The organism is Bradyrhizobium sp. 44 (assembly GCF_023073095.1).
Lineage (GTDB): Bacteria > Pseudomonadota > Alphaproteobacteria > Rhizobiales > Xanthobacteraceae > Bradyrhizobium.
The window spans coordinates 326,638-348,285 of the sequence record NZ_JADPIY010000038.1 but is presented as its reverse complement, the minus strand read 5'-3'; the positions used below and the strand labels follow the sequence as shown (position 1 = coordinate 348,285).

Sequence of the window (21,648 nt, the reverse complement as noted above, 5' to 3'; positions counted from 1 at the left end):
GATCAGGATCCTTTGGCGCCGCTCATGATCGGCCCGAACCTCTCCCAGCTTTCTCCCTTAAATCGCATCATCTGGAGCTGCTCGATCGGGGCGAAATCGTCAGGGCCTGTTTTTATACGTGTGCCCGTGATGTAGATGCCAATCTCAAAATCGAGGTTGGCTGCCTGCTTCATTACATTCTCACGGGTCAGCGTGTCACCACACTGACGGAGGACTTGCTCCAGGCCCTTAGCGACACCGTAGCCAAAGACCGTCGCTGAGTCATCAAGATCACCCTCAGGGTACCATTTTGTCATGAACGCTCGCCACTCGTTCATCGATGCATCGTTCTTCCACTCAGCGTCCTTCGGATCCTTCAGATATGCGGTTGACAAGATGCCCTGGCTGGCCTCGTAACCGGCAGGTTTGATGACGCCGCCTATTGAACCCGACACGTTTGTAAGAAATTGCACCGGATGCCATCCCATTTCAGCGACCTTCTTTATCGCCTGGGCAGCAAATTTAGGTGTCGCTATGTTCACGAAGATGTCCGGATTGGCGCCCTTGATTTGCACGACCTGAGAATCGACTGTCGGCGAGCTCGTCTCATAAGGAGCTTCAACTACAATCAACTTGCTGGCTTGGTCACCAAGGCCATCCTTTAGGCCGGTGACGTAATCTTTTCCAAAGTCATCATTCTGATAGAGCACGCCGACGGTCTTGCCTGGGTAGTTCTGAAGGATGTACTTGCCGTAGATGCGCGCTTCGACCTGGTAACTGGGCTGCCACCCCATCGTCCAGGGGAAATTCTTCGGGTCGTTCCACTTGGCAGCACCTGTCGATACGAACAGTTGCGGGACCTTCTTCGAATTCATGTACTTCTGAATAGCGGTGTTACCCGGCGTTCCTAGCGGATTGAAAATCAACAATACCTCATCGCTCTCAACGAGCTTACGAGCTTGCTCGACCGTCTTAGGCGGGCTGTACGTATCGTCATAGGAGATGAAGTTGATCTTCCGACCGTTGATGCCGCCTTCAGAATTAATTTTGGTGAAGTAGGCGGCTTCAGTTTTGCCGATCGTAGCGTACGCCGATGCTGGACCGGAGTACGGCATGATGTTGCCGATCTTGATCTCAGTGTCGGTTGCTCCTGGATCGTACTTTTTCTGGGCGTAGGTTGTCGAGGAGAGCGTGGCTGCAAGTGCCAACGCGATTGCGGTCGAATAGACGAAGTTGAAGTAAGAACGACGCATCGTTGTCCTCCCTTAAAGCGCAAACTGTTTCAGCCATTCTTGTGAGCCGTTCAGCCGCGCATCAGAGAGTATGCATGGGAAACGTCCGCGGCAGCAACGAAAGGTGCGAGCCGGTTGATGTCACGGGGTCGGAATGCCAGGGTTCGACGCAGCGCACAAATTCCTTCAGCAGGAATTAGCGGGAGCAGGCCGGCTGCAAGTTGAGCTTGCGCAACATCGAGCTTACGCCATCTGCCCGGCAGTCTTGTGCATCAGCCAACTTGGTCGCGGAGGCGTTTCGCGAGGTACTCCTCGAAGGCTCCGCCTTTGGCTTCCTGGCTGTTTCTCGCATGTCATCAGGATCGTGCCAGTGGCGCGGAATGAATTCTGGAGCCTTAGCGTTAGCTACTTCCTTCGGCCGATGCTGAGGTGGAGCTGGGGGCTCGGAAGGTGTTGTATAAGGGAGGGCAACCTTCTCCACACTTGGCTGGACGTCTTGCGTGCTGACCAGCGATAGCCGATCAGCCTTGTTGCCGGCTACAGCAGGATAAGCGATCGCAAGTGTCGGCGCCGGAGCAGACTTCGAGGCGGCGGCAGCAATCGCACCGATCCCCCCGACGCAAACCAGTCCAAGTACGACGACCTTGATCACAGCGATGCCCACCTCAGAGCATCAAGCCATAGACGACATTTGGCCCGGATTAAGGCGACTCGATTATTTGGTTAATGCTGCTTCAAATAAAGAAGCAGCGATGCGGCATGCGAATCTATCAGGAAGGCACGCACGTCCGGATCGTCATCGACGATCAGCACCGTGGCCTGGGCCGCCCGGTCTGCCTGGATCGGCAGCTCCCCGGCTCGCCGCGGCTGGATCTCCATCCTGCAGACCGCATGGAGCAACTGCAGCACAGTGCCACGCCCGAGGCGACGCTTCCCCTGAGTGCCTGGACAGATCGGGCGGAACATCCCAAGTCGCCGGCCGTCCTGATTCGCACGTAAATCAAATGTTTGAGGCACCGGCTGTGCGCATACTTGTCGTCGAGGACGATTAACTAATTCGAGAATTCGTCGTCGAGGCTTTGCGCGAGGAAGGATTCGAGGTTGTCGAGGCGGAGAACGGCGAACAGGCGCTCGCCTGGTGCGGAGGGCACGAGCCGGACTTTCTCGTCACGGACATTAGGCTGCCGGGCCGCATCGATGGATGGGAAATCGCGGAGCGTTGCCGCGAGCACGATCCCGATCTGCCCGTGATCTACGCGACGGGATACTCGCCCGTCGCGGCCCGTCCCGTACCGGGGAGCCGATGTTTGCAGAAGCCGTACCATCCCGAGTCTATCATCAGCGCTGTGAGAGAGATGGCAAGGGCAACCCCGAGATAGCTGGCACTAGCTCGGCCAATTTGGGCATCTCCTCTGCACCCTTGGCACTCGCGTTTATACAACGAGCATGGCTAATGTCCGACTACATCCCGAAACAAGTCAGGAGTGCCGATGGCAGGCGTGATCGATCGCAACAACGTACACGTCCGTGGTACCGGGGATCGGGCGATGATCTTCACCCACGGCTTCGGTTGTGACCAGAACATGTGGCGTTTCGTGGCGCCGGCCTTCGAGAAGGAGTTCACGACGGTTTTGTTCGATCATGTCGGCGCCGGCGGCTCGGACCTTTCCGCGTACGATCGCACCAAATATTCGAGCCTCGCGGGATACGCTGACGACGTCGTCGAAATCGGCCGCGAACTGGGGCTGAAGGATGCGATCTTCGTCGGGCACTCGGTCAGCAGCATGATCGGTGTGCTCGCCGAACAAGAATCGGGGGGCATGTTCGGCAAGCTGGTGCTGATCGGCCCTTCCGCCCGCTACATAGATGACGATGGCTACGTGGGCGGCTTCAGCGCCAAGCAGATCGAAGAACTGCTGCAGTTCCTGGAGTCCAACCACATGGGCTGGTCCGCGCAGATGGCGCCGGCCATCATGGGCAATCCGGATCGGCCGGAGCTGGGCGAGGAGCTGACCAATAGCTTCTGCCGAACCGACCCCGAGATCGCAAAGGCGTTCGCCAGGGTGACCTTCACGTCCGACAATCGCAAGGATCTGCCGGGCGTCAGTGCGCCAACCTTGGTCCTGCAGTGCAGCGAGGACATCATCGCATCCCAGGAGGTCGGCGATTACGTGAACCGCAACATCCCAAAATGCCGGATGATCGTCCTGAAGGCGACCGGCCACTGTCCCAACCTCAGCGCGCCCGATGAAGTGGTCGAGGCGATGCGGACCTTCGTCTAGTGGACGTCTCCCGCCCCGATTTCCAGGACCTGCTCGAGAACGCACCGTGCGGCTACATCACCCTGCAGGCGAACGGTCGCGTCGATCAGGTGAACCGGACCTTCCTGGACTGGAGCGGACGTTCGGCGGAGCAGATGATCGGCAACCGCTTCAGCGACTTTCTGACCATGCCGGGCCGCATCTACTACGAGACCCACATCGCGCCACTTTTGCGCATGCAGGGCTCCTTTCAGGAGTTCGCGATCGACATGCTGGCCGCGGACGATACCCCGTTGCAGATGATCGCGAACGCGAACGAGCGCCGAGATGCTGACGGCAAGCTGCTGCTGATACGGCTCGCACTGATTAAGGCGACCGATCGGCGGCGGTACGAGCAGGAGCTGCTTGCGGCGCGCGAGCTGGCCAAAGCGGCCGAGAAAGCGATCGAGGAGCGACTTCAGCGCGAGAACGAGGCCTCCGAGCTGCGCGAGCAGTTCATCGCGGTTCTCGGCCATGACCTTCGCAATCCCCTCGCCTCCATCAGCGCCGGCGCACGCATTCTGGACCGAACCGTCCAGAGCGAGAAGGAGCGCCAGATCATTGCGATGATGCAGATGACGGTGATGAGGATGTCCGCGCTGATCGACGACGTGCTCGACTTCGCGCGCGGCCGGCTCGGCGGCGGAATATCTCTCGAGCGCGACACGACCGAACCGCTGGAGCGCACCCTCGCTCAAGTCGTCGACGAGCTCAGATTGGCGACGCCCAGCCGGGTGATCGAAGCCGAATTCGAGATCGATCGACCCGTGAATTGCGATCGCACCAGGATAGGTCAGCTTCTATCCAACCTGGTGGGCAATGCGCTGACGCACGGATCCTCGAACAAGCCAGTCGTGGTCCACGCCGAGACCACCCCGACCACGTTCGAACTTTGGGTCTCCAACGCAGGGGATGCCATTCCACCAGAGGCGATGGACAAGCTGTTCGAGCCGTTCTTTCGCGGAAAGGCCCGCGCCAGCCGTCAAGGCCTGGGACTGGGTCTCTACATCGCATCGCAGATCGCAGAAGCGCACAAAGGAACGCTGACGGTGACGTCGACTCCGGAGGAGACACGGTTCACGTTCTCGATGCCGCTGGACGCCTCTAATTGAGTTCTTGCCAGTTGACCGCTGGAGTCCAGCGTCTTCAGCCACGCATTCACTGTTCCCCCGCAAAAATCTGAGCGGGCTCCGCACCAGCTGCAGCTCTTTCGGCCGGGTCCGGCTGCTCGGCCTTGGCGGACCTTCAACCGAGAAGGCTGCCTGAGACCGCCCCCGGAGCACGGTCCCACCTGGACCATATGGAGGGATAGCAGACCTTGCTGAGTGGGCTCGTAGCGCTGGCCATGCTGTTCGAGCCAGCCGCCTTCGACCATCTTCCGCGCCAGCGACATCGTGCATACCGGCTGACTGCCGCCTGGGTGATACAGGCCGTCCCTGCGCTCGACCAAGTAGCCGTAGACTCGTGCTAAACGCAGCGGCTTGATCATGCCAGGAAAGAGAAGGATGGAGCTGTCCGACATCGCTTTGCCCCAAGCGGCGGCACGCATTATCGTTCCGAGTTCTTGGCTACCAACCAGTCCAGGATCGCGATCAAGGATCGTCGGACCTCATATGTGAATGTGCGACTCGACGGAGTTAACAGGCTGGCAACCGGTTGGAGGCTGCTGAGGCGATGGATCAGTCGCGTTACCCGCTGGTGAGACGGTGGACGCCGGAAGAGCACGCACGCCTCCTGGAGCTGGCGGCAGCGGGGAGCCGACCGGACGAAATCGCCCGCGCACTGGGCAGGACAGAAGCGGCCGTGCGAGGCCGCGCACATCTGCACAACATTCCATTGCGGATGGTGACCCAGAAGCGACGTAGCTAAGGCGTGGAAGCCTGCTTCTTGCGCCGCCTGCGATCCAATGCCGCGCGGGCTTCAAACAGCGCGACGATCGTTCCAACGATCGTCGAGCCAAAAGCCGCCATGATCAGGATCATCGCAAGCACGACCGGTCCGCAGTTGAACAACAAAAACGGCCCAGCTGACCTTGGTGGAGAGAAAACAGCGACACCCCCGGGCAACCTCACTCCACCGCCGGGAGGAAAACCACGCGGCGGGCCTGATCCCACAATTCAACCGCCACGCCGTCGACGTATTGCTGGGCCTTGGCAATTGCGGTGGCATCATCATCGCCGGTGATTATCTCGGGTGGCCCCAGAACGTGTCCCTCTTTATCCAGCCGATAAAGGCGATATTCAGCCATAGCCCCCGCGTCCGACGTGTCACTCGGGGCCGCTTATCACCTTACCGTTTCTGCCCCCGCAATCTCATTTGAGACTCCAGACGAAATAAATATCTCAGATGCACCAGCACCAATTGAGCTGGCCTTACTATTGATCCTCCGGGTGCAGTTCGAGCTTTTTTGCTTGGTGCTCCTGAACCAATTGGGTGATCGCCTCCATCGTCGCCTGGTCGGTGACCCATTTCGCGAGCGCCTGGAGGTGTTCGATCTTGCCGTCCAGCTCAACGCACTTGTCGCACATGGGAGGCCTCCTGCTGGACCACCAAGCGACACAAGTTCATTTCGGTTCCGGCGTAGGGAACAACCCTGCGATGCGCCGCGAGAACGGCACCCCGCATCCTCATGCGGGCACAACGACAGCGGCTATGGTTGGCTCGCTGCCCGGCCTGACGTCGGCACCACGCTTTCCACACGCCTTGCAGACGAAGCGGGATTCGAGATCGGAGAGCCTGACCTCATCTGCCCACTGGTCGACGACGTGCCGACCGACGACGACGTTGTGGCTGGCGTTGTTCAGGCAGAAGACGATGAGACCACGAACGCCGGCCGCGCGCGTCTCGCCCAGCGTGATCTTCACCGGGCGGCCATCAGGTAGGTTGCGGTTCTCGCGGCGGGCAGGTTTGCGCATCGCGCGATCAAACGCGCGCGTCGATGGGTTGGCAAATTGTCGGACGCAGCTGACCACGCCCTGCCCTATCTCATGTCCGGAGGGATGGGCATTCCCATGCTTTATCCCTCTTCTGAGTCCTGTCGCAGGCCGTCGAGGCTCGGTTCCGTGCCGCAGCTACGGCAGGCCGATGTTCTCGCGCTGCTGGTGGTCGATTAGCGCAGTGCATTCCATGCTTTTCGCCTGCGAAGGGCGCCAAAATCATCCATTCCCGTCAGACACCCTGGAATTTTTCGCGCGCACCTGTGACGCCGCCAGCACGATTCAACCAAACTGATCCCGACGAGTGTGTAGCAATGTTCAACGCCGTCCCTCCCATGATAGCCTTTGCGGGTTCTCGCCCTACACCTTTGTCCGGAGTGAACATGAGCTACGTCATCTCGCTGCAATCAGGCCTCGCTCGTTTGATCGACCAGGCACGCGGATGGTTCCAGCGCTCGCTGCGGTCGCAGACAGGCGGCCCGGACAACAAGCAGGACGATCTCTAAGAGATCTTCCTGTTCGGGCCTCACGGCTGACGCCAGACAACGCATCCAACTTTCCATCACACTGAGGTTTTTGACATGACCGACGCTGCGTTGCAGCTCGCCGACACCGGCCGCCGTCTCGACGCCATCGACCGCAAGATCCTGACGGTGCTTCAGGAGGATGCCGCACTCTCGGTGGCCGAAATTGGCGACCGGGTCGGCCTGTCATCCACTCCCTGCTGGAAGCGCATTCAGCGGCTTGAGGCCGACGGCGTCATCCTGAAGCGGGTCGCGTTGGTCGACCAGAACAAGATCGGCCTGGGCCTTTCCGTGTTCGTCTCGGTGGAAAGCTCCGATCACTTCCGACGCTTGGCTGAAGCGTTTTGCTGCGGCAGTGAGCGCCATGCCCGAGGTGATGGAGTTCTACCGAATGGCCGGCGATGTCGACTACATGCTGCGTGTCGTCATTCCAGACATGCTTAGCTACGACGTGTTCTACAAGAAGTTTATCCACGCCGTGCCGCTCAAGAACGTCACCTCGCGCTTTGCGATGGAGAAGATCAAGTCGATCACGGCACTGCCGATTCCGGCGGTTCCGACAACTGACTAAGGTCGCGCGCGTGTGTGTGCCGCACGATATTCGCCGACAAATGAAAATAATTGCACCGCTCTGGCTTCTAAACACTCCGGACGGCCCTGGTCGGACCTTCGGTCACCAGAGACCAGAGCAGCGCATGCAGGTCGCCCTTGAGCGGCTTGGCAAGGCCGGCTGCAATAGCCCATTCAGCTTGCGCACGAGATCGGCCCAAGCCCTCATAAACTACGATCGAACCACCTCTGTGGACGCCTCCGGCCTCGCTGCTGGTCGCCTTCGTTGCATCATGCAACGACGTTTACCTCGTGAAGGCCCCCCGACAGCTCACAGGAATAAGGTCGTCTTAACCATAACTATGGCAGGAGCGTTCGCGAAAGTTGCATCCTGAACGGCGCCACCCCATATCTATAGCAACCTTCGCAATTGGTCGCGAGGGAGGCCTTCGCAAGACGTACGAAGGCGGCCGCCGCCGGTGTTGGAAGCACCAAACGACGGCCTGACCACAACCGACTTCTGAGGAGTCAGCTATGGCTAAGAGCCAGTATAGCGCCGATTCGGCGTCCCCGCCCCACTCCCCCTCGCCGTCTCACGACAACAAGGTGGGCACCTTCAAGATCGCCTACTTTCCGGCTCCGTACCCCAAGGACACCTTGTCCATGCCCACGACCTTCGTGCTGGCGGGCATCTCCTACTTCGGCGAGAACGTCGATCTCCGGCGCCGGATTCCGGAGCATAACTCCGTCCGTCGAAAGGCCGGCCACAGCGGCACCGACACCACTACCCCCTCTTCCATCGACTAGACCGGATCTCGAAGCCGACGTAGGCGGCGCGTCCTTGCGCGGCCCAGCGGACGGTCTGAGGTAACGGTTTCGCGCGAAAGCGAGCACGCATGCTGCGTGCTCAGCCCTCGCGCCGACCGAAGCCATGGCGGCGATGCTCACCGCCCGCAGCGCGGGCGAAGGCAACGCATCCGAGATCAAGTCCCTGCAACGTCGGCGTCGCGATCTCTCACCAACAGGAGAGAGACCACCCATGACCGTGCTTTCCGACAACCCGACGCCGCTGGCTCGGACCATTACGATCTACCGCCCGGCGGGCGGCACCGAGGGCTACCGCGAGGTTCACGACAAGACCTCGTCCATCACCGTGTCCTGCTTCCCCTGGAAGACGGCGCGGGATGTGCGGATGCCTCCGGTGCCTGCCTGCTACATCCTTGCCGATCACGGCTCCGTCTACATTGGCGAGACCAGTGACGTCCATAGCAGGCTGGCTGCCCATATCCGCGACAGCGACAAGAACTTCGCGCGTGAGGCCTATGTCGTCACGGGCGTCGGCAGCGAGGGGAAGGGACGGTTCAATTCGACCGCGGCCGTCTACTTCCAGTATCACCTGACCCATCTCGCCTTGCAGGCAAATCTGGTCGACGTGATTAAGGGCACCAACCCGCAGCTTCCGGAGGCTGATGAGCATGAGAGCGCCTCGCTCGACGTGTTCCTCCAGCAGAGCCAGTCGCTGCTCTTCGATGCCGGTTGCCGTGCGTTCAAGTCCAACTTCGCGAGCCAGCGTCGCTCTGGCTCCGCAACCGTCGACACGGCGGGCCCGGCCGGTACCATGGAGATCGACGTCATCGGCGTCGCTCCCATCAGCGGGCAGCTCGAACTCTCCTACACCGGCCTGTGGGCGCGCGGATATGAAAGCCAGCGGGGCTTTGTGGTCCTGGCCGGCTCGGAGGTCCGTACCGACATCAATCCGACCGCCTGGGATTGGATCGACGAGGACCGCAGCAAGCTGCGGGCCGCCGGAGCGCTGATGGCCATTCCGGGTCGTGCGGACCGGGAACGCCTCTGCGTGGCCGTGCAGTTCGACTCTGCGTCGTCGGCGGCCAAGGTCGTCACCGGCTCGCGCGATGCCTACCGGTGGGTCACGCCCCGCCTCTCGCAACCGATGCTGAGCGTGGCGTAGGAGCAGTCAGATGGCAGACGTCACAGAGCAGCCGGAGTGCCAGCTCCGGCTCGAAACGGCCCCCAAGAACACCAACATCGTGAACACCGGCCATGGCGAGCTTGTCCCAGCCAGCAATCCGGCTAGGTCAAGGAGGTCGGTCCGCTGGCCCTTCGTGGCCGACAACTACCCGCCGCTGGCGTGGTGGCAACGGTTGCCGCCGCAAGCGTTCGGCGACACCGAGCGCCTGCTGTTGGTCAGCACCATCAGGGGGATCGCCGTGCTCCGTGGTGGCGACGATCTCGTGGCCGCAATGCGCGGCGACGCCACCGCGGCGATCGACGCCGCCTTGGAGTTGATGCCGGTCGAGGAGATCACGACGCCCGTCGACATCACGATGACGGCGCTCATGTGCATCGCGCTGGAGGGCAACGCCGCGCCGGCGTTGGTGTTGGCGCAAATCATCGGCCTCACCGACGTCGGGCACCAGCATACGAGCGACCTCGCAGCCGCCTGGCTCGCCTTCGGCGAGCGGCACTCCGACGAGCCGGACAAGTTCGGTGAAGCAGGGGTCATCTTGCTGTCTGCGTTCGAACAGTACCTGAACAAGGGCGACGCATGAGCAAGAAGCCCAAATCGATCAAGACTACCGACGCCGCGGCGCCCTCCAAGACGGAGCCGAACGAGAGCGCTTCCATCGATGGTGTCGTGGACGACGTCATCGATCTGCCGATCGTCGACGACGGCATCATCCTGATCGGGGCCGCGGCCGACGCTACCGACCTCGACGAGAGGCTTAAGGACCTGCCCCGCATCTTGCGGGTTGCGCTCCTCATCAACCATGGGAACCGGGACGTGCATGATCGTCTCGTCGCCGACGTCGAGGCGCTGCATCCTGGCTTGCCCCTGACAGCAGTGTTCGCCACCACTGACGATCCAGCCACTGCGCTGGCCTTGGCCAAGGAGCTCGACCGGTATGCCGTCGCCGACGACGCTCCCGAACTTAGGCATATCGCCGACTGCGTCCGTTTGCTTAGCCTTCCGATGCAAAAGGATCTGGCCAGCTCTGGTGACTACCGGCGCGTCACGCAGACGTTGATGAACGCCCTCGGCCGGTTGCCGGACGACATCGATGTGAAGCTTGCCGCCGAAATCGAGAGCTTCTGCATCGGCTGGGCCATGATCCCTGCTCTGCGGCATCGTCTGGGTCGCTACCAGCGATCCGGTCTGGTTGCCGCAAACCATGCAAGCACCCTTGGCGATCACACCGCGCCCCACCGGGTTGCAGCCGCCGAGGAGGCCATGCGGGCCAGGCTGGAAGCACGAACTGCCAACCAAAGGGACGAAGATGCAGACGCCGACGATCAGTCAGCACCACAAGCGCCTGCCCCTCTCTCATCGGCGTCTGGACAGCATCACCGCTTGATCGTGCAGCTGAACAAGACGGAGATGAAGAACGCCAGGCTCAAGGAGTTGCTCCCTCAGTTCGAGGGCATCGTCAACAAAGCCCTGCCCTTGGTCGCGCCGCCGCCTCTCGAAGAGGTCCGCAAGATTCTGCTGTTCGAGTTTCCTCACGCTCGGAACGTGATCGACAGCGTGCTCTCTGATCTCATTGGCCGACCGACCGTCCTTGTACGCCCAACCATAATCTGGGGGCAGCCCGGCGGAGGCAAGTCCCTGATCGCACGCCGTCTCGCTGAGTGTCTGTCGGTATCGTGCTGGCGCACGGACTCTTCCCGATCTGACGCGGCGTTCGGGGGGACCGACCGCCGCTGGAGTTCTGCCGAGCCTTGCCATCCTCTCCTCGCCATCGCTCGCGCCGGCCACGCCAATCCGATGGTGCTGCTGGATGAGCTGGAGAAGGCCGGCGGCACGGGCGGAGGCAATCGTATCGACGGCATCGGTCGGCTCTGGGATTGCTTGCTCGGGATGCTCGAGACCGAGACAAGCTTCCGCTACCCTGATCCATTCTTCCAAAAAAATGTCGACCTATCCCAAATCAGTTACTTGGCCACCGCCAATAGCGTGGCGGCTCTGCCCCGCCCTTTGCTCGACCGCTTCCGCGTCCTCGAGTTGGCCCTCCCATCTCGCGACCATCTCGATGCCTTGTTGCCGGCCGTCCTCGTTGACCTCGCCCGCGACCGCGGTCTCAACGCCAGCTGGATCGCCCCCCTCGACGGCGACGAGTACGCGGCCATTGCATCCGCCTGGGGCGGCGGCTCAGTCCGCAATCTGCGTCGGCTCGTCGAGGTCATCTTGCGCGATCGCGACGCCAGTGCGATCCGCAACTGATTGAGGGCAGCGCCATGTACAAGCGATCAAACACACCGTTCGGCCTGCCTTGGAAGCAACCAACGAATCCTCCAGTCAAGGCCATTCCCGCATTGCCGGACTCGCAGGAGGTTGCTCTGCCCACGGATGCCAATACGACCGAGACGATGGCGCGCACACTCGAGGCCACCGGCAACTACAAGATCCTGCGCCGCCTGGTTCCACGGACTCCTGCGCCTCGGTCCGCGACCGACCGAATCGGATTGATCATCGACCTCGAAACGACGGGCCTCGACACCACGCGCAATGAGGTCATCGAGATTGCCGCCATCAAGTTCGGCTACGCCGACGACCGGATCACCTCCATCATTGACACCTTCCAGGCATTCCAACAGCCGTCAGCACCGATCGGGCCCACCATCACCGCCCTGACCGGCATCACGGACGACATGGTCGAAGGCCACCAAATCGACGGCGCAGCGCTCCAGCAATTCGTGGCGGACGCGCACATCGTGATTGCTCACAATGCCGCCTTCGACCGCAAAGTCGCCGAACGGCACTGGCCGCTCTTTGCAAACTGTCACTGGGCCTGCTCGGCGACCGGGATCGACTGGAAGGCTCATGGCCTCAGCGGCGCCCGCCTCGCCTACCTGCTTGCGGAATGTGGCCTGTTTCACGATGCGCATCGTGCACTGGATGACTGTCACGCAGTCCTTGAGATTTTGGCACTTGATCTTCCCGGCACCAAGCAATCTGGGATGACTGCCCTGCTCGATCGCGCCCGGCGCCCGCAGCACCACATCTGGGCCGACGGCGCACCGTTCGCACTGAAGGACACGCTAAAGCAGCGTGGGTATCGCTGGAATGACGGTACCGACGGCCGGCCCAAGTCCTGGTATGTGGATGTGGACGTCGACGACACCGGCGTCGAGCTCGATTTCCTTCGAAGGCAAATTTTTCAGAAGGACGACATAGGCATTGTATGCAGGGCAATCACGTCACTCGACCGGTTTTCAAACCGGGTGTAGCGAGATTAATCTCTTCACGTCATTGGCCTCCATGATGTGCATCCACGAACGGAAACGCCAAGACTAGTCTCGCGACTAGTCGTAGGCCTAGTCGCACGCCGCAGGACGACTAGTCTCAGGACTAGTCTCTCGAACCCGAAAAGTTCTGTATGCAGTGAAAGGGCGACACCTGTCGAATTGACCGGGCGCCGTCGGCCACTCCTTTCGGCTAGTGCAGGCCTCCCAGTGCCCAGCCCAGAAGCCGGGCACGGAGACCCCCACGCCGGCGAACCTCGATGAACCTGAGAATTTCAGGAGAGCTGGAAGCAGCCACAGCCGCTTCCAGCAGGCCATTGGCAGAGCTCTCCGTGATCCCGGCTGCATGCTGGAGAAGGCAGTCCAGGACAGAGACGAGTTGAGGCTTGACGTCCACCAAGCCCGCGATGTTGCCAAGCAACGTGGGAAGCGCGGCATGTATCGCCGTGGCCTTGTCCAGGTCGCCACGCTCTATCAGCGCGATGACGGACAGAGCATCTGCCTCCGAGGCAGAAAGCAGCTTGACCAGCTCAAGCATCGTTGGACTCGAAACGACGGACAGAACGATTGAGCGAATATTCGCCGTGTTGTCCTTATCGTCACGGATCGCCTTGGCCACCGCATAGACGCTGTTCTTGGCATCCTCGTCTGCGGGCACCTCGACAACATATTGCCCGATTTTCTTTGCCTTCTGCGCCGCTCGGTAAGTCCGCTTGGCTTTGGTCGCCGGCGACGCTTACGGTGTGATCGAACGCCGCCGACAGCAGTTGCGTCATCTCGCCGACGCGGCCGTGACCGCGCGTCGACAGACTGAGGGGGAAAAGCGTGATGTCGATCTTTTCCTGCCGTGCCACCGCGTCGCCGATCGTCTCGGCGAGTTCGGTCTTGCCCGAGCCGACGTCGCCGGCGAGGACCACCAGCGGGGGCCGCCGCAGCACGGTATCGAGCAAGGCCCGGGCGCTGGGGTGGTGCTTCTTGGCCCAGTCGGCGAGGCCGCCCGGATTGACGAGCAGGCCCAGGATCTTGGCGAGGCGGTTCTTCTGCTCGTCCAGACCGACGAGCCGGGCAAGCCGCGCCTGCGGTTCGATGTCGGGGTAGGTGATGCGGCGCTCGAAGAGCTCGTCCAGCGTTGGCCTAGTGTTCATCAGAAGCTCCTGACAGTGGCGCGATCGAGGGCCCTGCCCCCGGACGAATAGGTGCGGTCGCTGGACAGGTAGCCCGAGATTCCAGGCTCCGGGGCGCCGCCGCGCGAGAACGGCAGGCCGGCCTTGAATCCGTGCCGATATTGCGTGGAGTCCCCTCCCTTCCGCCAGCATTTCGGAACGTCGCGGGAGACCGATCTGTTCACGGCCATCGTCGGCTATTGCGGCTCTCAGCGGGGCGGCAGCCTCGGCCGCAGCGAAGTGCTGCTCGCGGATCTCAACGGCGACCGGCACGTCTTCGACTTCGAGACTTTCTTCAATCGCCACGAGGCCTTGACGTTGGGTCATTGGCTGCGCCCCCACGGCGCGTCCGTGCCCGTGCGGCCTTTCTTCTGATTGAGTCTCCGGTTGCGCCGAAATCGACTACCGATCCGTACGGACCTGCAATTGTCCTTCAACTCAGCCGGCGATCCGCCGCGCGCACCGCTCGCGAACGGGCGCAATAGCGCCTCAGACGATGATCTCATGTCGTGCGAACCCAATGCGATGCGGCGGGACACCGCCCGCGGCATTCACCCGCCGGACCGTGGGGCCCGAGTACGCAGTCCGTCGCCATACACCGCCATCGCCAGATAATCGCGCTGCTCGCTGCTGAATCGAGTCTTGACGGCTTGGTTGGCCTCGAAGGTCGCATCGACGACGGACTTGCCGCTTTCCCAAGCCGCGAGAAACGCGGGGAGCCAATGGGAAGGGACCCTCGAATCCAAGGGCCAGGGTGAAGCCACGACGCACTTGCAGCCGGCCTCGAGCGCATACTTCACCAGGCCGACGGTGCTGTTCGACATGGGGTGGCTATCGACCCGTCCACCGCTGCAGACGAACAACACGACGACTTCAGTGCCCCGGATGGCATCCGCGAACCGCCTCGCGGCGGCCTTCAATTCGGCGTCGTTCGCTATGACGTGGAAGTAGAAGCCTCCAGGGAGCAACCCTCCATGGGCCGCGACGACGGCGAGTTCGGACGATGCGAGCCCTTCGGGCACCGCAGGGCCTTCGTCCAATTCGAACCCGTGCTCCTGGAAGGTATCGCGAAGCCGCTCGGCCATGGAATGAAGGGTCAGGCTGCGGTCGGGGTGGCCTCGGTCGATATCCACGCCGCCGATTTCCCGGACCGCGGAGGCATCGCACGGGCGGCACTCAGCCATGCCATCGACGGGACCATGAACAACCGGCGATCCTCGCCCGCGAGCCCTTCGCCGACCCGCAGGACGTTGGGTGGAATCCGCTGCAACGCGGCGCCGGCCACGATGACGGCGCGCTCCGGAAGGTCGCTCACGCCTAGTCCCTCAGTGCTGAGGTGGAAGAGGTTGAAAGTCGTTTCGTCGACGCCGTATCTGAAAGGAAATTCCTCGGCCCATTTGCGGAAGCGGCCGCGGTCGAAGACCGATTTATCCTCGCGCACCGCGGCGGCCGCACCGTCCGGAGCGACGGTCGTCCGCACCAGGAATCCTTCCGAGTCCAATCCAAGAAACACCACCGGGAGGGATGCCCCGGCTGACAAGACGGTCGCCTGGGCCAGCGGGCCTTCGACCTGTTGAGGCAGAACTGGCCGCGCCGCCCCGGGGGGCACGACTGCGAGATCGCTGAGCAACTCGACGGCGAATGCCGCCACGGCGGGGTCGGCGAGAGCCTCTTCCGACGCCAGGAGGCGATGGGCTATCACGACGATCTGCCTGAGGTCGAAAGCGAAGTCCTCGGCGTGCTGAGCCGCTCCTAAGGTACCGAGCAAGGTGGCGACGTCGGCTCTGGATGGCCGCGCCTTCAAGGCCGCATCGAGCAGCGGCTTCTGAGAATCGTCGGCCCGTCCAGCGAGCTCGGCTAGAACGTCGAGGGCCTCCTGTGCGACGTCGAGGCCCGCGAGTCGTGCTTCACGGACGATCTGTCCGAGCACCACGGCGACGGGGCCAACCTGATGGTCGCCCGCCAGCACGGCGCGCGCGTTCTCGACCACGTCTTCCAATAGTCCCGGAAGTCCGTCGCGATCTACGTCGTCCTCCCCGTGAAAATGCAGCATGCGCAACTGCAGCGCGGATGTGTCGATCTGCACACCGTACCTTCCCAGCGCGCCGAAGCCCGAAAGAGCCTTCTTGGCCGCATCGAGGAAGGCCAGCGCGTTGTCCGTCATTCCCAGATCGCGCGCGATGCGGAACAACAGCATGCTTTCGGACCAGATCTGATCCGGCGTCGCGCTTCCGTTGGCCATGTATCCACAACACGCCGCGATCAGCGCCTCGTGCAGGTTGTTGTTGCGGGCGTAGACGTCGCCGTGACACAGCCACGCGATGCGCGCCCTCCGAGGCGTGTCGCCGGCTAGAAGCAACGCCGTCTCCGCGTAGTCGCGCGCCTCCTGATGGCGATTGGAGAGCGCCATGCGCACGGCCGCCATCCGGATCATCGAGAGATCGGTGTCCTTGATGCTCGCATGCGGCGCCAGGGCGACCGCGCAGACAAGGATCTGCTTGTACAGGTCGATACGATCGGGGGCGATCGAATGGCCTTCCAGAACTCTCAATAAACCCATCACCAGCGCATCGGCGCTCGATGGAACGAGACTCTCCGGCAGCACGATATGTCCGATCATCGCCGGACCTGCCTTGGCCAACCACTGCAGCGTAGGCGCGAGAAAGTCGAAGACGGCTTCGTACGAAGCCGCCTTCGGCCAAGAAGCGTAATCCGGAACAGGTTCGGGCTTCTGCGGCCTCTCGGCCCCCTCGAGCGCTATCGACATGAGAAGCGCCAGGCCGCGAAGGCCCATCGTCTCGACCGAAACCGTGCGCGCCAATTCGTTGCGAAGCCGGCCTTTGGACGGCCTGCCGGCAACGACGGCAACGACGTTCGAGAGCGCCCCTTTGAGCATGGCGCCGGAGGCACCTTCTTCCGAGGAACCGGACACGATGGATTCGCGGACCGCGCGCAGCGTCAGGCGCGCCAACCATTCGTCCATATCGTCCGCCGCTACCGAAGCCAGCGAACCGAGCGCCGCGACGGGAGAGCCGCGACGAAGCGCGTTTTGAGCGATCAACCCGATGGCCCGACGGCGAAGCTTGGGTGCGAAGTCGCCGATCGCTCTCAAGGCTCCCGCATGATCGGGAGCGTCTCCGCCCAATCTTCCTGCGAGGAGTTCGTAGAGCGCCGCTTCCTCGTCGCCATCCTGTATGGCCCGTTTCGATGCGATGTCCGCGGCGGCGCGATAGTCCAACGCCGTCAGCGCCCGGCGAATCCGATACCTGGCCAGGCCGGGAGAGGCGGGAGACCTCGCTTCGAGCAGCCGCTCGGCGCGGTCAGCCGTCTCCGTCAGACCCAGCCCGTCCGATATCGTCAGCGACGTTTCCAGGAGCTCCGGCGGGATCGAATCGAGATCGATCCCGGATAAGATGCCTCCGGCCGCTTGGGCGTCCCCGAGTTCGAGCGCGATCTCCGCCACCACGACGGCGTCCGCAGGGCGCCTGCTCGCGAAATCCGCCGGCATCGCCGCGATCGCCTGCCTCGCAATGCCGTCGAGCCCGGCCTTCCTCAGTATCTGCAGATGAAGGAGTGGCTTCATCGCATCGAAGCGCGAAGGAAGAGCATCGATGTCGCGCTGGATCTGTCCGATTGCTCCGGTCTGCAGCGCGGTCGTCCATCCTTCGAGCCGAGACGCAAGAACCTCGGATGCCGAGCCCCCGACGCTCCCACTCAGCACGCCAAGGCCCTCGATGCCGTTGAGAAGATCCTGATGAGCCTTTCGGATCGGCCATTCCTGATCGGCATCGATCACCGCGTAGACTTCGCGATCGCGGACCGTCTCGATGGCTCGCGCGCAAAGCGCGCCTAGATGAGGCGCCCACGTGTCTTCGGGGAGACCGAGCCGCTCGGCCGGGGCGCCCACCGACGAATCCGAAGTCCGATAGGATTCGGCGTGGCGGATTACGGCGACCGACCGAGGCTCGGCTGCGGCGAGCATCGCAACCAGGTTTTCGGTCGTGAAGTTTGGGATGTTCACGACGCTTACCATTCTCGACAGGATTTCTGATTCTTCGGCAGAGACCTTCTCTCCTCGCCCTCGAGCGATGACGTCTTCGATCACACCGACCACGGCATCCTTTTCGTCGACCCCGGGGGGTTGCATGAGCAGGATTCGATGAACGGCCCTCCGTCCCGTGTCCTGCCCGACATAGGCGAGCGAATGAGCCAGGATTTCACCCAGAACGCCGAGCGCTCCTCGGAACATGACGAGGTCTCCGGCACCCCATCCGAGACCGTTCGCCTCGAAGTGCTTTTCGACGAAGTCGTAATCCGTCGCTTCAAGCTTTTGCCGGCCGCTAGACCGGTCGTCGCGTTCGGAGGACATCGGACATTCTTCGTGCGAGTTGTTGATCGGCGGAGCGAAAACGAGACCGACGCGGGCCATTCAAAGTCTCCTCTCCAGAGAGGACGGCGAGCGAATCGGTGCATACAATCCCGATTGCGCGGCGGAAGTCTTTCGCCCTCGTTGGAAATCAAGCCACGAGGCAAAAGGTCCTCCAAGACCTTTCCGATCCGCTCAGCGGCCGGTAACTCCAAAGCAGCCTACGGCATTTGCTGACCGTTCAATTGATCGGAGCCTGCGTCATCCTTTACACCCACACGCAGAGAAATCTCCGACATAATGCCACACCTCTTGCATGTCCAACAAATGCCGGGTCTCAACTCATCCGGCCACAAGGCTATCGTCTCCGAGCATTCTACGTTAGCGCATGGTGCTTCTTCCATCACTGGCGTCCAGAGGAGCTTGCCGCCTTCTTGCTGCTCAATTGTGTATGCTGCCTTGCAGTCGAAGCATTCGACATGGAGCGTTGTAACTCCAAGCGGCATTCTGCGTCGAATTGGATTTCTGCATCGGAAACAGTCGATTTGACCGAAATTTCCCATGGTGTTGTTCCACACGCTCGAACTCAATACGCGGTCGACTACCAACACAACCTCTTCGCAGCGTGCCCGGTTGCCGTCGGGATCCGGCAGTTTGTTGTCCTGAAATTGCGCCATCGTGGGGATATGCAGGCCGCTCCCCAGTCTATCGTAGTGCTCCTTGATATCCGCGGCGCTCAATACGTACTCGGTGCCCATTACCCTCATATTCGTTGATCGGACGCCTGACTGGTCCTGTCGACCAACGCGAGTTGTTGAACTGCTCATGATGCGGGATCAATTCCCGCTAACACTGCAACGACCTTTCTGGGCTGCCACGTCCGATATTCCTCGTAAGGGAGATCTTCCTTGAACGCTTGCGCTCGATCATAGGTGATCGCCTCCATTGCGAAGCGGAGTTCCAACATGGCGTAAGGCAGCCGCTCGTCGTCCGCCGAAGCAAGTTCTACGCGAGCTCGCGCGAGCGCTCGGCGAGCCTTGGTCCGATAGTCGATATTTTGCGGTACAGCATACGCCATCATCGTTCCCTTCCCGCCGATTCCGGCCCCGCGCGATCGCGTGGATCACCTCAAAGGAAATGCTCGGCGCCGCTCGCGCAGGGCCCTGCCGGCCAATGCATGTCCTTGCAGGCGCCATCCGTCGCATCCGGAAACCTTCCGCATCACCTCACGGCCGTCTGGCGTCTGCTTCCTCTGGACGAACGATAGACCTTTGTGTTTCGTCGCGATCCCCAAGCCCCAACTCAGCCGCCGACGCCGACAGTTCCGATCGAACGCTTTGCGCGCGACGGCTGCGAAAACGGTGCGACCTCCTTGTTCTCGACCCAAGGGATAAGTTTGATAGCGTGCGGCACGAGATGGCCGGTGATCACTTCGAGCTTCATGATGAATTCGAACAACGTATCGAGTTCATGCGGTTCGCAGTAGCGCTCGCTGGTTTCGCTGTCGCCGCCGTGCCCAAGGAGATCCGCCCGGTCCTCCTTCGAGAGCAGCTTCTTTTTCAACTGCGCGCCGAAGAGGTGACGCACGGCATGAGCGCCCAGCCCTTCTTCGGTGATCTTGGCCGCCGTGAGGATCGGCTTGAACAGCTTGTAGAAGCGATTGCCCAACGGCGAACGACTGCTGGGAGAGTAGAGGTCGGGGAAGAGCAGCTTGTAGCCGAGCGCCTTGATCTTGCCGACGTAGTCGAGGAAGCCCAACCTGATCAGCTCCGGATGGAGCGGGATGTTGCGCTTGGACTGTGCGTTTTTGATGCGCCGCTGCTCGTTGGCCGCGATGTGAATGTAGGGCCTGCAGCCGTCGCGATCGAAGATGATGTCGTCCACCATCGCGCCGCAAAGTTCCTCCCGCCTCGCTCCGGTGTAGTAGATGAAAATCGGTACGAAATAGAGTGCACAGTGGAAGATCCGTGCGGCACCCTCCTCGCCCCACTTCCCGAGATCGTACCAACCGGCGCAATTGATGAACGGAGGGGTTTGAAAAATCGCCTTGGCGCACTCAATCGGCAACTTCGCCCTCTCGTCGCGGGCACGCTTGTTCTTGCCGCGGCTCTTTGCGCGCAATTTCGTCAGGTTGATCGCCTCCAAGCTCTTTGAACCCCGAGCAATCGCGTAATCGAAAATCTGGCCAATGAAGGTCCAATGCCGATTGAGGGTGTCTCCCCCAATACCGCGCTTGCTCCGTTCGACCGATCGTCCTTTCTCGCGGAGCTCTTCGATCGTGAGTTTCTCGTCCCTAACCGATTTGCCGTAGTGCTTGTAGATTTCGAGACGGAGGAAATCGGCGAACTTGCCGACCTCTGCCTGGCCCACGAGATTGAGGTCGTGAATGCGCCGGTCCTGAACCATGAACTTGATGAACAGGTTCGAGATGCTCTTGGCCTGCCGCTGCGTCTTCTCGTCCCAATGACCGTCGGCAGCGTTCTGCTGGATGACGCCATCCGCAAATCGCAAAAAGTCGGCCATGGGGACGAATTGCAGGATCGTAGCAACACCATCCGTCTGCGGTGGATCGTTTGAACGATCCACCGCAAGGACTGCTGCCGCGACAATCGGCTTCGGTGGATCGTTCATCGCAAGCAGCAGGCGATCCACCAGCCCCTCGTCTTCGACCCTCGCCCCTCCGTACCGGCGCTCGGACTCTGCCAGCGCAAGCTTCATTCCACGAAAGTACGTTCCCTGCGCCACGTCCATGTTCATGGCGGTCGGCACGGCCTGCACGCCTTCGATCATTTGCCGGAGGACGTGATACTTGGTCGGCACCATGTCGTTGGCCCGAAGCATGGTCAGGTGGCGCTTCACAGCTTCGATGTCCGCCTCCGAGAGACCATCGGCGATCATTCGGTCGCGATCCTCAGGACGCACGGCAGCGCCGTGTCCTTGGGCATCCAGCAGCGTGTAGGTCGAAAAGGCTCGCCGGTCATCCGACCGCGCCTGGTCGACGTCAAAGCCGGGCGCGTTCTTGGCAGCGAGCGCCACCCGATCGAGCTTGGCTACCTGCTTCTCGACGACGGCATGAAGCATTGTCTCAATTTGAGACCGCGACAGCCGATCGGCACCATCAGCAAGCATGGCAACATCATCCAAGAATAGGTTGACCTGGGTAGCCAGCCGACAAGCCGCCGCCCGGTTCGTCGTTTTCAGGCTCATGGAAAGATGCGGGCGGCCGAGCACGCTGGCAAGCGCCCGAGGGGTACGGCGGCGCCAATAGTAGACGGCTTGGCGGCGAAAGATGTGGAAAGCCATTGCGAGCGACACCCTGTGCAGCAGTGATGTGTCG

Annotated in this window: 24 protein-coding genes and 1 pseudogene; 12 read left to right on the top strand and 13 right to left on the bottom strand. The window is 61.6% G+C overall.

The genetic code is table 11. From position 1 onward, the window contains the following. Positions 1-2: 2 nt before the first annotated feature. Together IVB41_RS34410 and IVB41_RS34405 are read right to left on the bottom strand one after the other, a co-directional pair. The gene (locus IVB41_RS34410; RefSeq protein ID WP_247439081.1) at positions 3-1,232 is read right to left on the bottom strand and encodes an ABC transporter substrate-binding protein; all 1,230 of its coding nucleotides are present in this window, start codon (positions 1,230-1,232) and stop codon (positions 3-5) included. Between the two features lie 702 nt (positions 1,233-1,934). Beyond that, entirely contained in the window at positions 1,935-2,120 is a 186-nt protein-coding gene (locus tag IVB41_RS34405) for a hypothetical protein (RefSeq protein WP_247439079.1), read from the bottom strand. Between the two features lie 170 nt (positions 2,121-2,290). On the opposite strand from IVB41_RS34405, the gene IVB41_RS34400 reads away from it, so the two are divergent. The 4 genes from IVB41_RS34400 to IVB41_RS34385 all read left to right on the top strand — a co-directional run bounded on the left by IVB41_RS34400 (position 2,291) and on the right by IVB41_RS34385 (position 5,380). Beyond that, positions 2,291-2,590: a response regulator gene (locus IVB41_RS34400; RefSeq protein WP_247439077.1), complete on the top strand. Its 300-nt coding sequence runs from the start codon at positions 2,291-2,293 to the stop codon at positions 2,588-2,590. A 111-nt stretch (positions 2,591-2,701) separates the two neighbouring features. Then, the gene (locus tag IVB41_RS34395; protein WP_247439075.1) at positions 2,702-3,493 is read left to right on the top strand and encodes an alpha/beta fold hydrolase; all 792 of its coding nucleotides are present in this window, start codon (positions 2,702-2,704) and stop codon (positions 3,491-3,493) included. After that, positions 3,493-4,623, top strand: a complete 1,131-nt coding sequence (locus IVB41_RS34390) for a PAS domain-containing sensor histidine kinase (RefSeq protein WP_247439073.1) — start codon at positions 3,493-3,495, stop codon at positions 4,621-4,623. The genes IVB41_RS34395 and IVB41_RS34390 overlap by 1 nt, the downstream gene beginning before the upstream one ends. 562 nt (positions 4,624-5,185) lie before the next feature. Continuing rightward, positions 5,186-5,380, top strand: coding sequence for an SANT/Myb-like DNA-binding domain-containing protein (locus IVB41_RS34385; RefSeq protein ID WP_247439071.1), 195 nt, complete (start codon positions 5,186-5,188; stop codon positions 5,378-5,380). Between the two features lie 199 nt (positions 5,381-5,579). Here the strand turns inward: IVB41_RS34385 and IVB41_RS34380 are convergent, their stop codons facing one another. From IVB41_RS34380 to IVB41_RS34370, 3 genes are all read right to left on the bottom strand, one after another. Continuing rightward, positions 5,580-5,759, bottom strand: a complete 180-nt coding sequence (locus tag IVB41_RS34380) for a hypothetical protein (RefSeq protein ID WP_247439069.1) — start codon at positions 5,757-5,759, stop codon at positions 5,580-5,582. Between the two features lie 127 nt (positions 5,760-5,886). Beyond that, positions 5,887-6,039, bottom strand: a complete 153-nt coding sequence (locus tag IVB41_RS34375) for a hypothetical protein (RefSeq protein WP_247439067.1) — start codon at positions 6,037-6,039, stop codon at positions 5,887-5,889. Positions 6,040-6,138: 99 nt separating this feature from the next. Next, positions 6,139-6,426, bottom strand: coding sequence for a hypothetical protein (locus IVB41_RS34370; RefSeq protein WP_247439065.1), 288 nt, complete (start codon positions 6,424-6,426; stop codon positions 6,139-6,141). 404 nt (positions 6,427-6,830) lie between these two features. On the opposite strand from IVB41_RS34370, the gene IVB41_RS35720 reads away from it, so the two are divergent. The 7 genes and pseudogenes from IVB41_RS35720 (at position 6,831) to IVB41_RS34340 (ending at position 12,767) form a co-directional block, all read left to right on the top strand. Next, positions 6,831-6,953 carry a hypothetical protein gene (locus IVB41_RS35720; RefSeq protein WP_256464273.1) on the top strand — a complete coding sequence of 41 codons (123 nt, stop codon included), beginning with the start codon at positions 6,831-6,833 and terminating at the stop codon, positions 6,951-6,953. Positions 6,954-7,028: 75 nt separating this feature from the next. Beyond that, positions 7,029-7,542, top strand: a pseudogene (locus IVB41_RS34365) (Lrp/AsnC family transcriptional regulator). Between the two features lie 512 nt (positions 7,543-8,054). After that, positions 8,055-8,327 carry a hypothetical protein gene (locus IVB41_RS34360; RefSeq protein ID WP_247439064.1) on the top strand — a complete coding sequence of 91 codons (273 nt, stop codon included), beginning with the start codon at positions 8,055-8,057 and terminating at the stop codon, positions 8,325-8,327. A 232-nt stretch (positions 8,328-8,559) separates the two neighbouring features. Further along, the gene (locus tag IVB41_RS34355; protein WP_247439062.1) at positions 8,560-9,489 is read left to right on the top strand and encodes a hypothetical protein; all 930 of its coding nucleotides are present in this window, start codon (positions 8,560-8,562) and stop codon (positions 9,487-9,489) included. Positions 9,490-9,499: 10 nt separating this feature from the next. Next, positions 9,500-10,090 carry a hypothetical protein gene (locus IVB41_RS34350; RefSeq protein WP_247439060.1) on the top strand — a complete coding sequence of 197 codons (591 nt, stop codon included), beginning with the start codon at positions 9,500-9,502 and terminating at the stop codon, positions 10,088-10,090. Beyond that, positions 10,087-11,760 (top strand): AAA family ATPase, encoded by a 1,674-nt coding sequence (locus tag IVB41_RS34345; protein ID WP_247439059.1) that lies wholly within the window; start codon positions 10,087-10,089, stop codon positions 11,758-11,760. Before IVB41_RS34350 ends, IVB41_RS34345 begins: the two co-directional genes overlap by 4 nt. Before the next feature lie 14 nt (positions 11,761-11,774). After that, the gene (locus IVB41_RS34340; protein ID WP_247439055.1) at positions 11,775-12,767 is read left to right on the top strand and encodes a 3'-5' exonuclease; all 993 of its coding nucleotides are present in this window, start codon (positions 11,775-11,777) and stop codon (positions 12,765-12,767) included. A 208-nt stretch (positions 12,768-12,975) separates the two neighbouring features. Here the strand turns inward: IVB41_RS34340 and IVB41_RS34335 are convergent, their stop codons facing one another. The 3 genes from IVB41_RS34335 to IVB41_RS34325 form a co-directional block, all read right to left on the bottom strand. Beyond that, a complete protein-coding gene (locus tag IVB41_RS34335; protein WP_247439052.1) occupies positions 12,976-13,320 on the bottom strand; it encodes a hypothetical protein in 345 nt (114 codons plus the stop codon). A gap of 61 nt (positions 13,321-13,381) precedes the next feature. Then, a complete protein-coding gene (locus IVB41_RS34330) occupies positions 13,382-13,927 on the bottom strand; it encodes a hypothetical protein (RefSeq protein WP_247439050.1) in 546 nt (181 codons plus the stop codon). Then, positions 13,927-14,136, bottom strand: coding sequence for a hypothetical protein (locus tag IVB41_RS34325; protein WP_247439048.1), 210 nt, complete (start codon positions 14,134-14,136; stop codon positions 13,927-13,929). Before IVB41_RS34325 ends, IVB41_RS34330 begins: the two co-directional genes overlap by 1 nt. Between IVB41_RS34325 and IVB41_RS34320 the strand changes: the two genes are divergently transcribed. After that, positions 14,072-14,320 carry a hypothetical protein gene (locus IVB41_RS34320; RefSeq protein ID WP_247439138.1) on the top strand — a complete coding sequence of 83 codons (249 nt, stop codon included), beginning with the start codon at positions 14,072-14,074 and terminating at the stop codon, positions 14,318-14,320. The genes IVB41_RS34325 and IVB41_RS34320 overlap by 65 nt on opposite strands. Before the next feature lie 176 nt (positions 14,321-14,496). Here the strand turns inward: IVB41_RS34320 and IVB41_RS34315 are convergent, their stop codons facing one another. The 5 genes from IVB41_RS34315 to IVB41_RS34295 all read right to left on the bottom strand — a co-directional run bounded on the left by IVB41_RS34315 (position 14,497) and on the right by IVB41_RS34295 (position 21,614). Continuing rightward, positions 14,497-15,078, bottom strand: a complete 582-nt coding sequence (locus IVB41_RS34315; protein WP_247439046.1) for a CHAT domain-containing protein — start codon at positions 15,076-15,078, stop codon at positions 14,497-14,499. Continuing rightward, positions 15,042-18,374 (bottom strand): hypothetical protein, encoded by a 3,333-nt coding sequence (locus tag IVB41_RS34310; RefSeq protein ID WP_247439045.1) that lies wholly within the window; start codon positions 18,372-18,374, stop codon positions 15,042-15,044. Before IVB41_RS34310 ends, IVB41_RS34315 begins: the two co-directional genes overlap by 37 nt. Positions 18,375-18,532: 158 nt before the next feature. After that, a complete protein-coding gene (locus tag IVB41_RS34305; RefSeq protein WP_247439043.1) occupies positions 18,533-19,069 on the bottom strand; it encodes a hypothetical protein in 537 nt (178 codons plus the stop codon). A gap of 65 nt (positions 19,070-19,134) precedes the next feature. Next, a complete protein-coding gene (locus IVB41_RS34300) occupies positions 19,135-19,392 on the bottom strand; it encodes a hypothetical protein (protein WP_247439041.1) in 258 nt (85 codons plus the stop codon). A gap of 221 nt (positions 19,393-19,613) precedes the next feature. Continuing rightward, positions 19,614-21,614 carry a DUF6538 domain-containing protein gene (locus IVB41_RS34295; protein WP_247439039.1) on the bottom strand — a complete coding sequence of 667 codons (2,001 nt, stop codon included), beginning with the start codon at positions 21,612-21,614 and terminating at the stop codon, positions 19,614-19,616. Positions 21,615-21,648: the final 34 nt, after the last annotated feature.

Excerpts from the sequence above, each read along its gene's own strand:
- IVB41_RS34410 (WP_247439081.1), bottom strand. The coding sequence starts at position 1,232 with ATGCGTCGTTCTTACTTCAACTTCGTCTATTCGACCGCAATCGCGTTG.
- IVB41_RS34395 (WP_247439075.1), top strand. The coding sequence starts at position 2,702 with ATGGCAGGCGTGATCGATCGCAACAACGTACACGTCCGTGGTACCGGG.
- IVB41_RS34385 (WP_247439071.1), top strand. The coding sequence starts at position 5,186 with ATGGATCAGTCGCGTTACCCGCTGGTGAGACGGTGGACGCCGGAAGAG.
- IVB41_RS34380 (WP_247439069.1), bottom strand. The coding sequence starts at position 5,759 with ATGGCTGAATATCGCCTTTATCGGCTGGATAAAGAGGGACACGTTCTG.
- IVB41_RS34375 (WP_247439067.1), bottom strand. The coding sequence starts at position 6,039 with ATGTGCGACAAGTGCGTTGAGCTGGACGGCAAGATCGAACACCTCCAG.
- IVB41_RS34370 (WP_247439065.1), bottom strand. The coding sequence starts at position 6,426 with ATGCGCAAACCTGCCCGCCGCGAGAACCGCAACCTACCTGATGGCCGC.
- IVB41_RS35720 (WP_256464273.1), top strand. The coding sequence starts at position 6,831 with ATGAGCTACGTCATCTCGCTGCAATCAGGCCTCGCTCGTTTGATCGAC.
- IVB41_RS34360 (WP_247439064.1), top strand. The coding sequence starts at position 8,055 with ATGGCTAAGAGCCAGTATAGCGCCGATTCGGCGTCCCCGCCCCACTCC.
- IVB41_RS34355 (WP_247439062.1), top strand. The coding sequence starts at position 8,560 with ATGACCGTGCTTTCCGACAACCCGACGCCGCTGGCTCGGACCATTACG.
- IVB41_RS34350 (WP_247439060.1), top strand. The coding sequence starts at position 9,500 with ATGGCAGACGTCACAGAGCAGCCGGAGTGCCAGCTCCGGCTCGAAACG.
- IVB41_RS34345 (WP_247439059.1), top strand. The coding sequence starts at position 10,087 with ATGAGCAAGAAGCCCAAATCGATCAAGACTACCGACGCCGCGGCGCCC.
- IVB41_RS34340 (WP_247439055.1), top strand. The coding sequence starts at position 11,775 with ATGTACAAGCGATCAAACACACCGTTCGGCCTGCCTTGGAAGCAACCA.
- IVB41_RS34335 (WP_247439052.1), bottom strand. The coding sequence starts at position 13,320 with ATGCTTGAGCTGGTCAAGCTGCTTTCTGCCTCGGAGGCAGATGCTCTG.
- IVB41_RS34330 (WP_247439050.1), bottom strand. The coding sequence starts at position 13,927 with ATGAACACTAGGCCAACGCTGGACGAGCTCTTCGAGCGCCGCATCACC.
- IVB41_RS34325 (WP_247439048.1), bottom strand. The coding sequence starts at position 14,136 with ATGGCCGTGAACAGATCGGTCTCCCGCGACGTTCCGAAATGCTGGCGG.
- IVB41_RS34310 (WP_247439045.1), bottom strand. The coding sequence starts at position 18,374 with ATGGCCCGCGTCGGTCTCGTTTTCGCTCCGCCGATCAACAACTCGCAC.
- IVB41_RS34305 (WP_247439043.1), bottom strand. The coding sequence starts at position 19,069 with ATGGGCACCGAGTACGTATTGAGCGCCGCGGATATCAAGGAGCACTAC.
- IVB41_RS34300 (WP_247439041.1), bottom strand. The coding sequence starts at position 19,392 with ATGATGGCGTATGCTGTACCGCAAAATATCGACTATCGGACCAAGGCT.
- IVB41_RS34295 (WP_247439039.1), bottom strand. The coding sequence starts at position 21,614 with ATGGCTTTCCACATCTTTCGCCGCCAAGCCGTCTACTATTGGCGCCGC.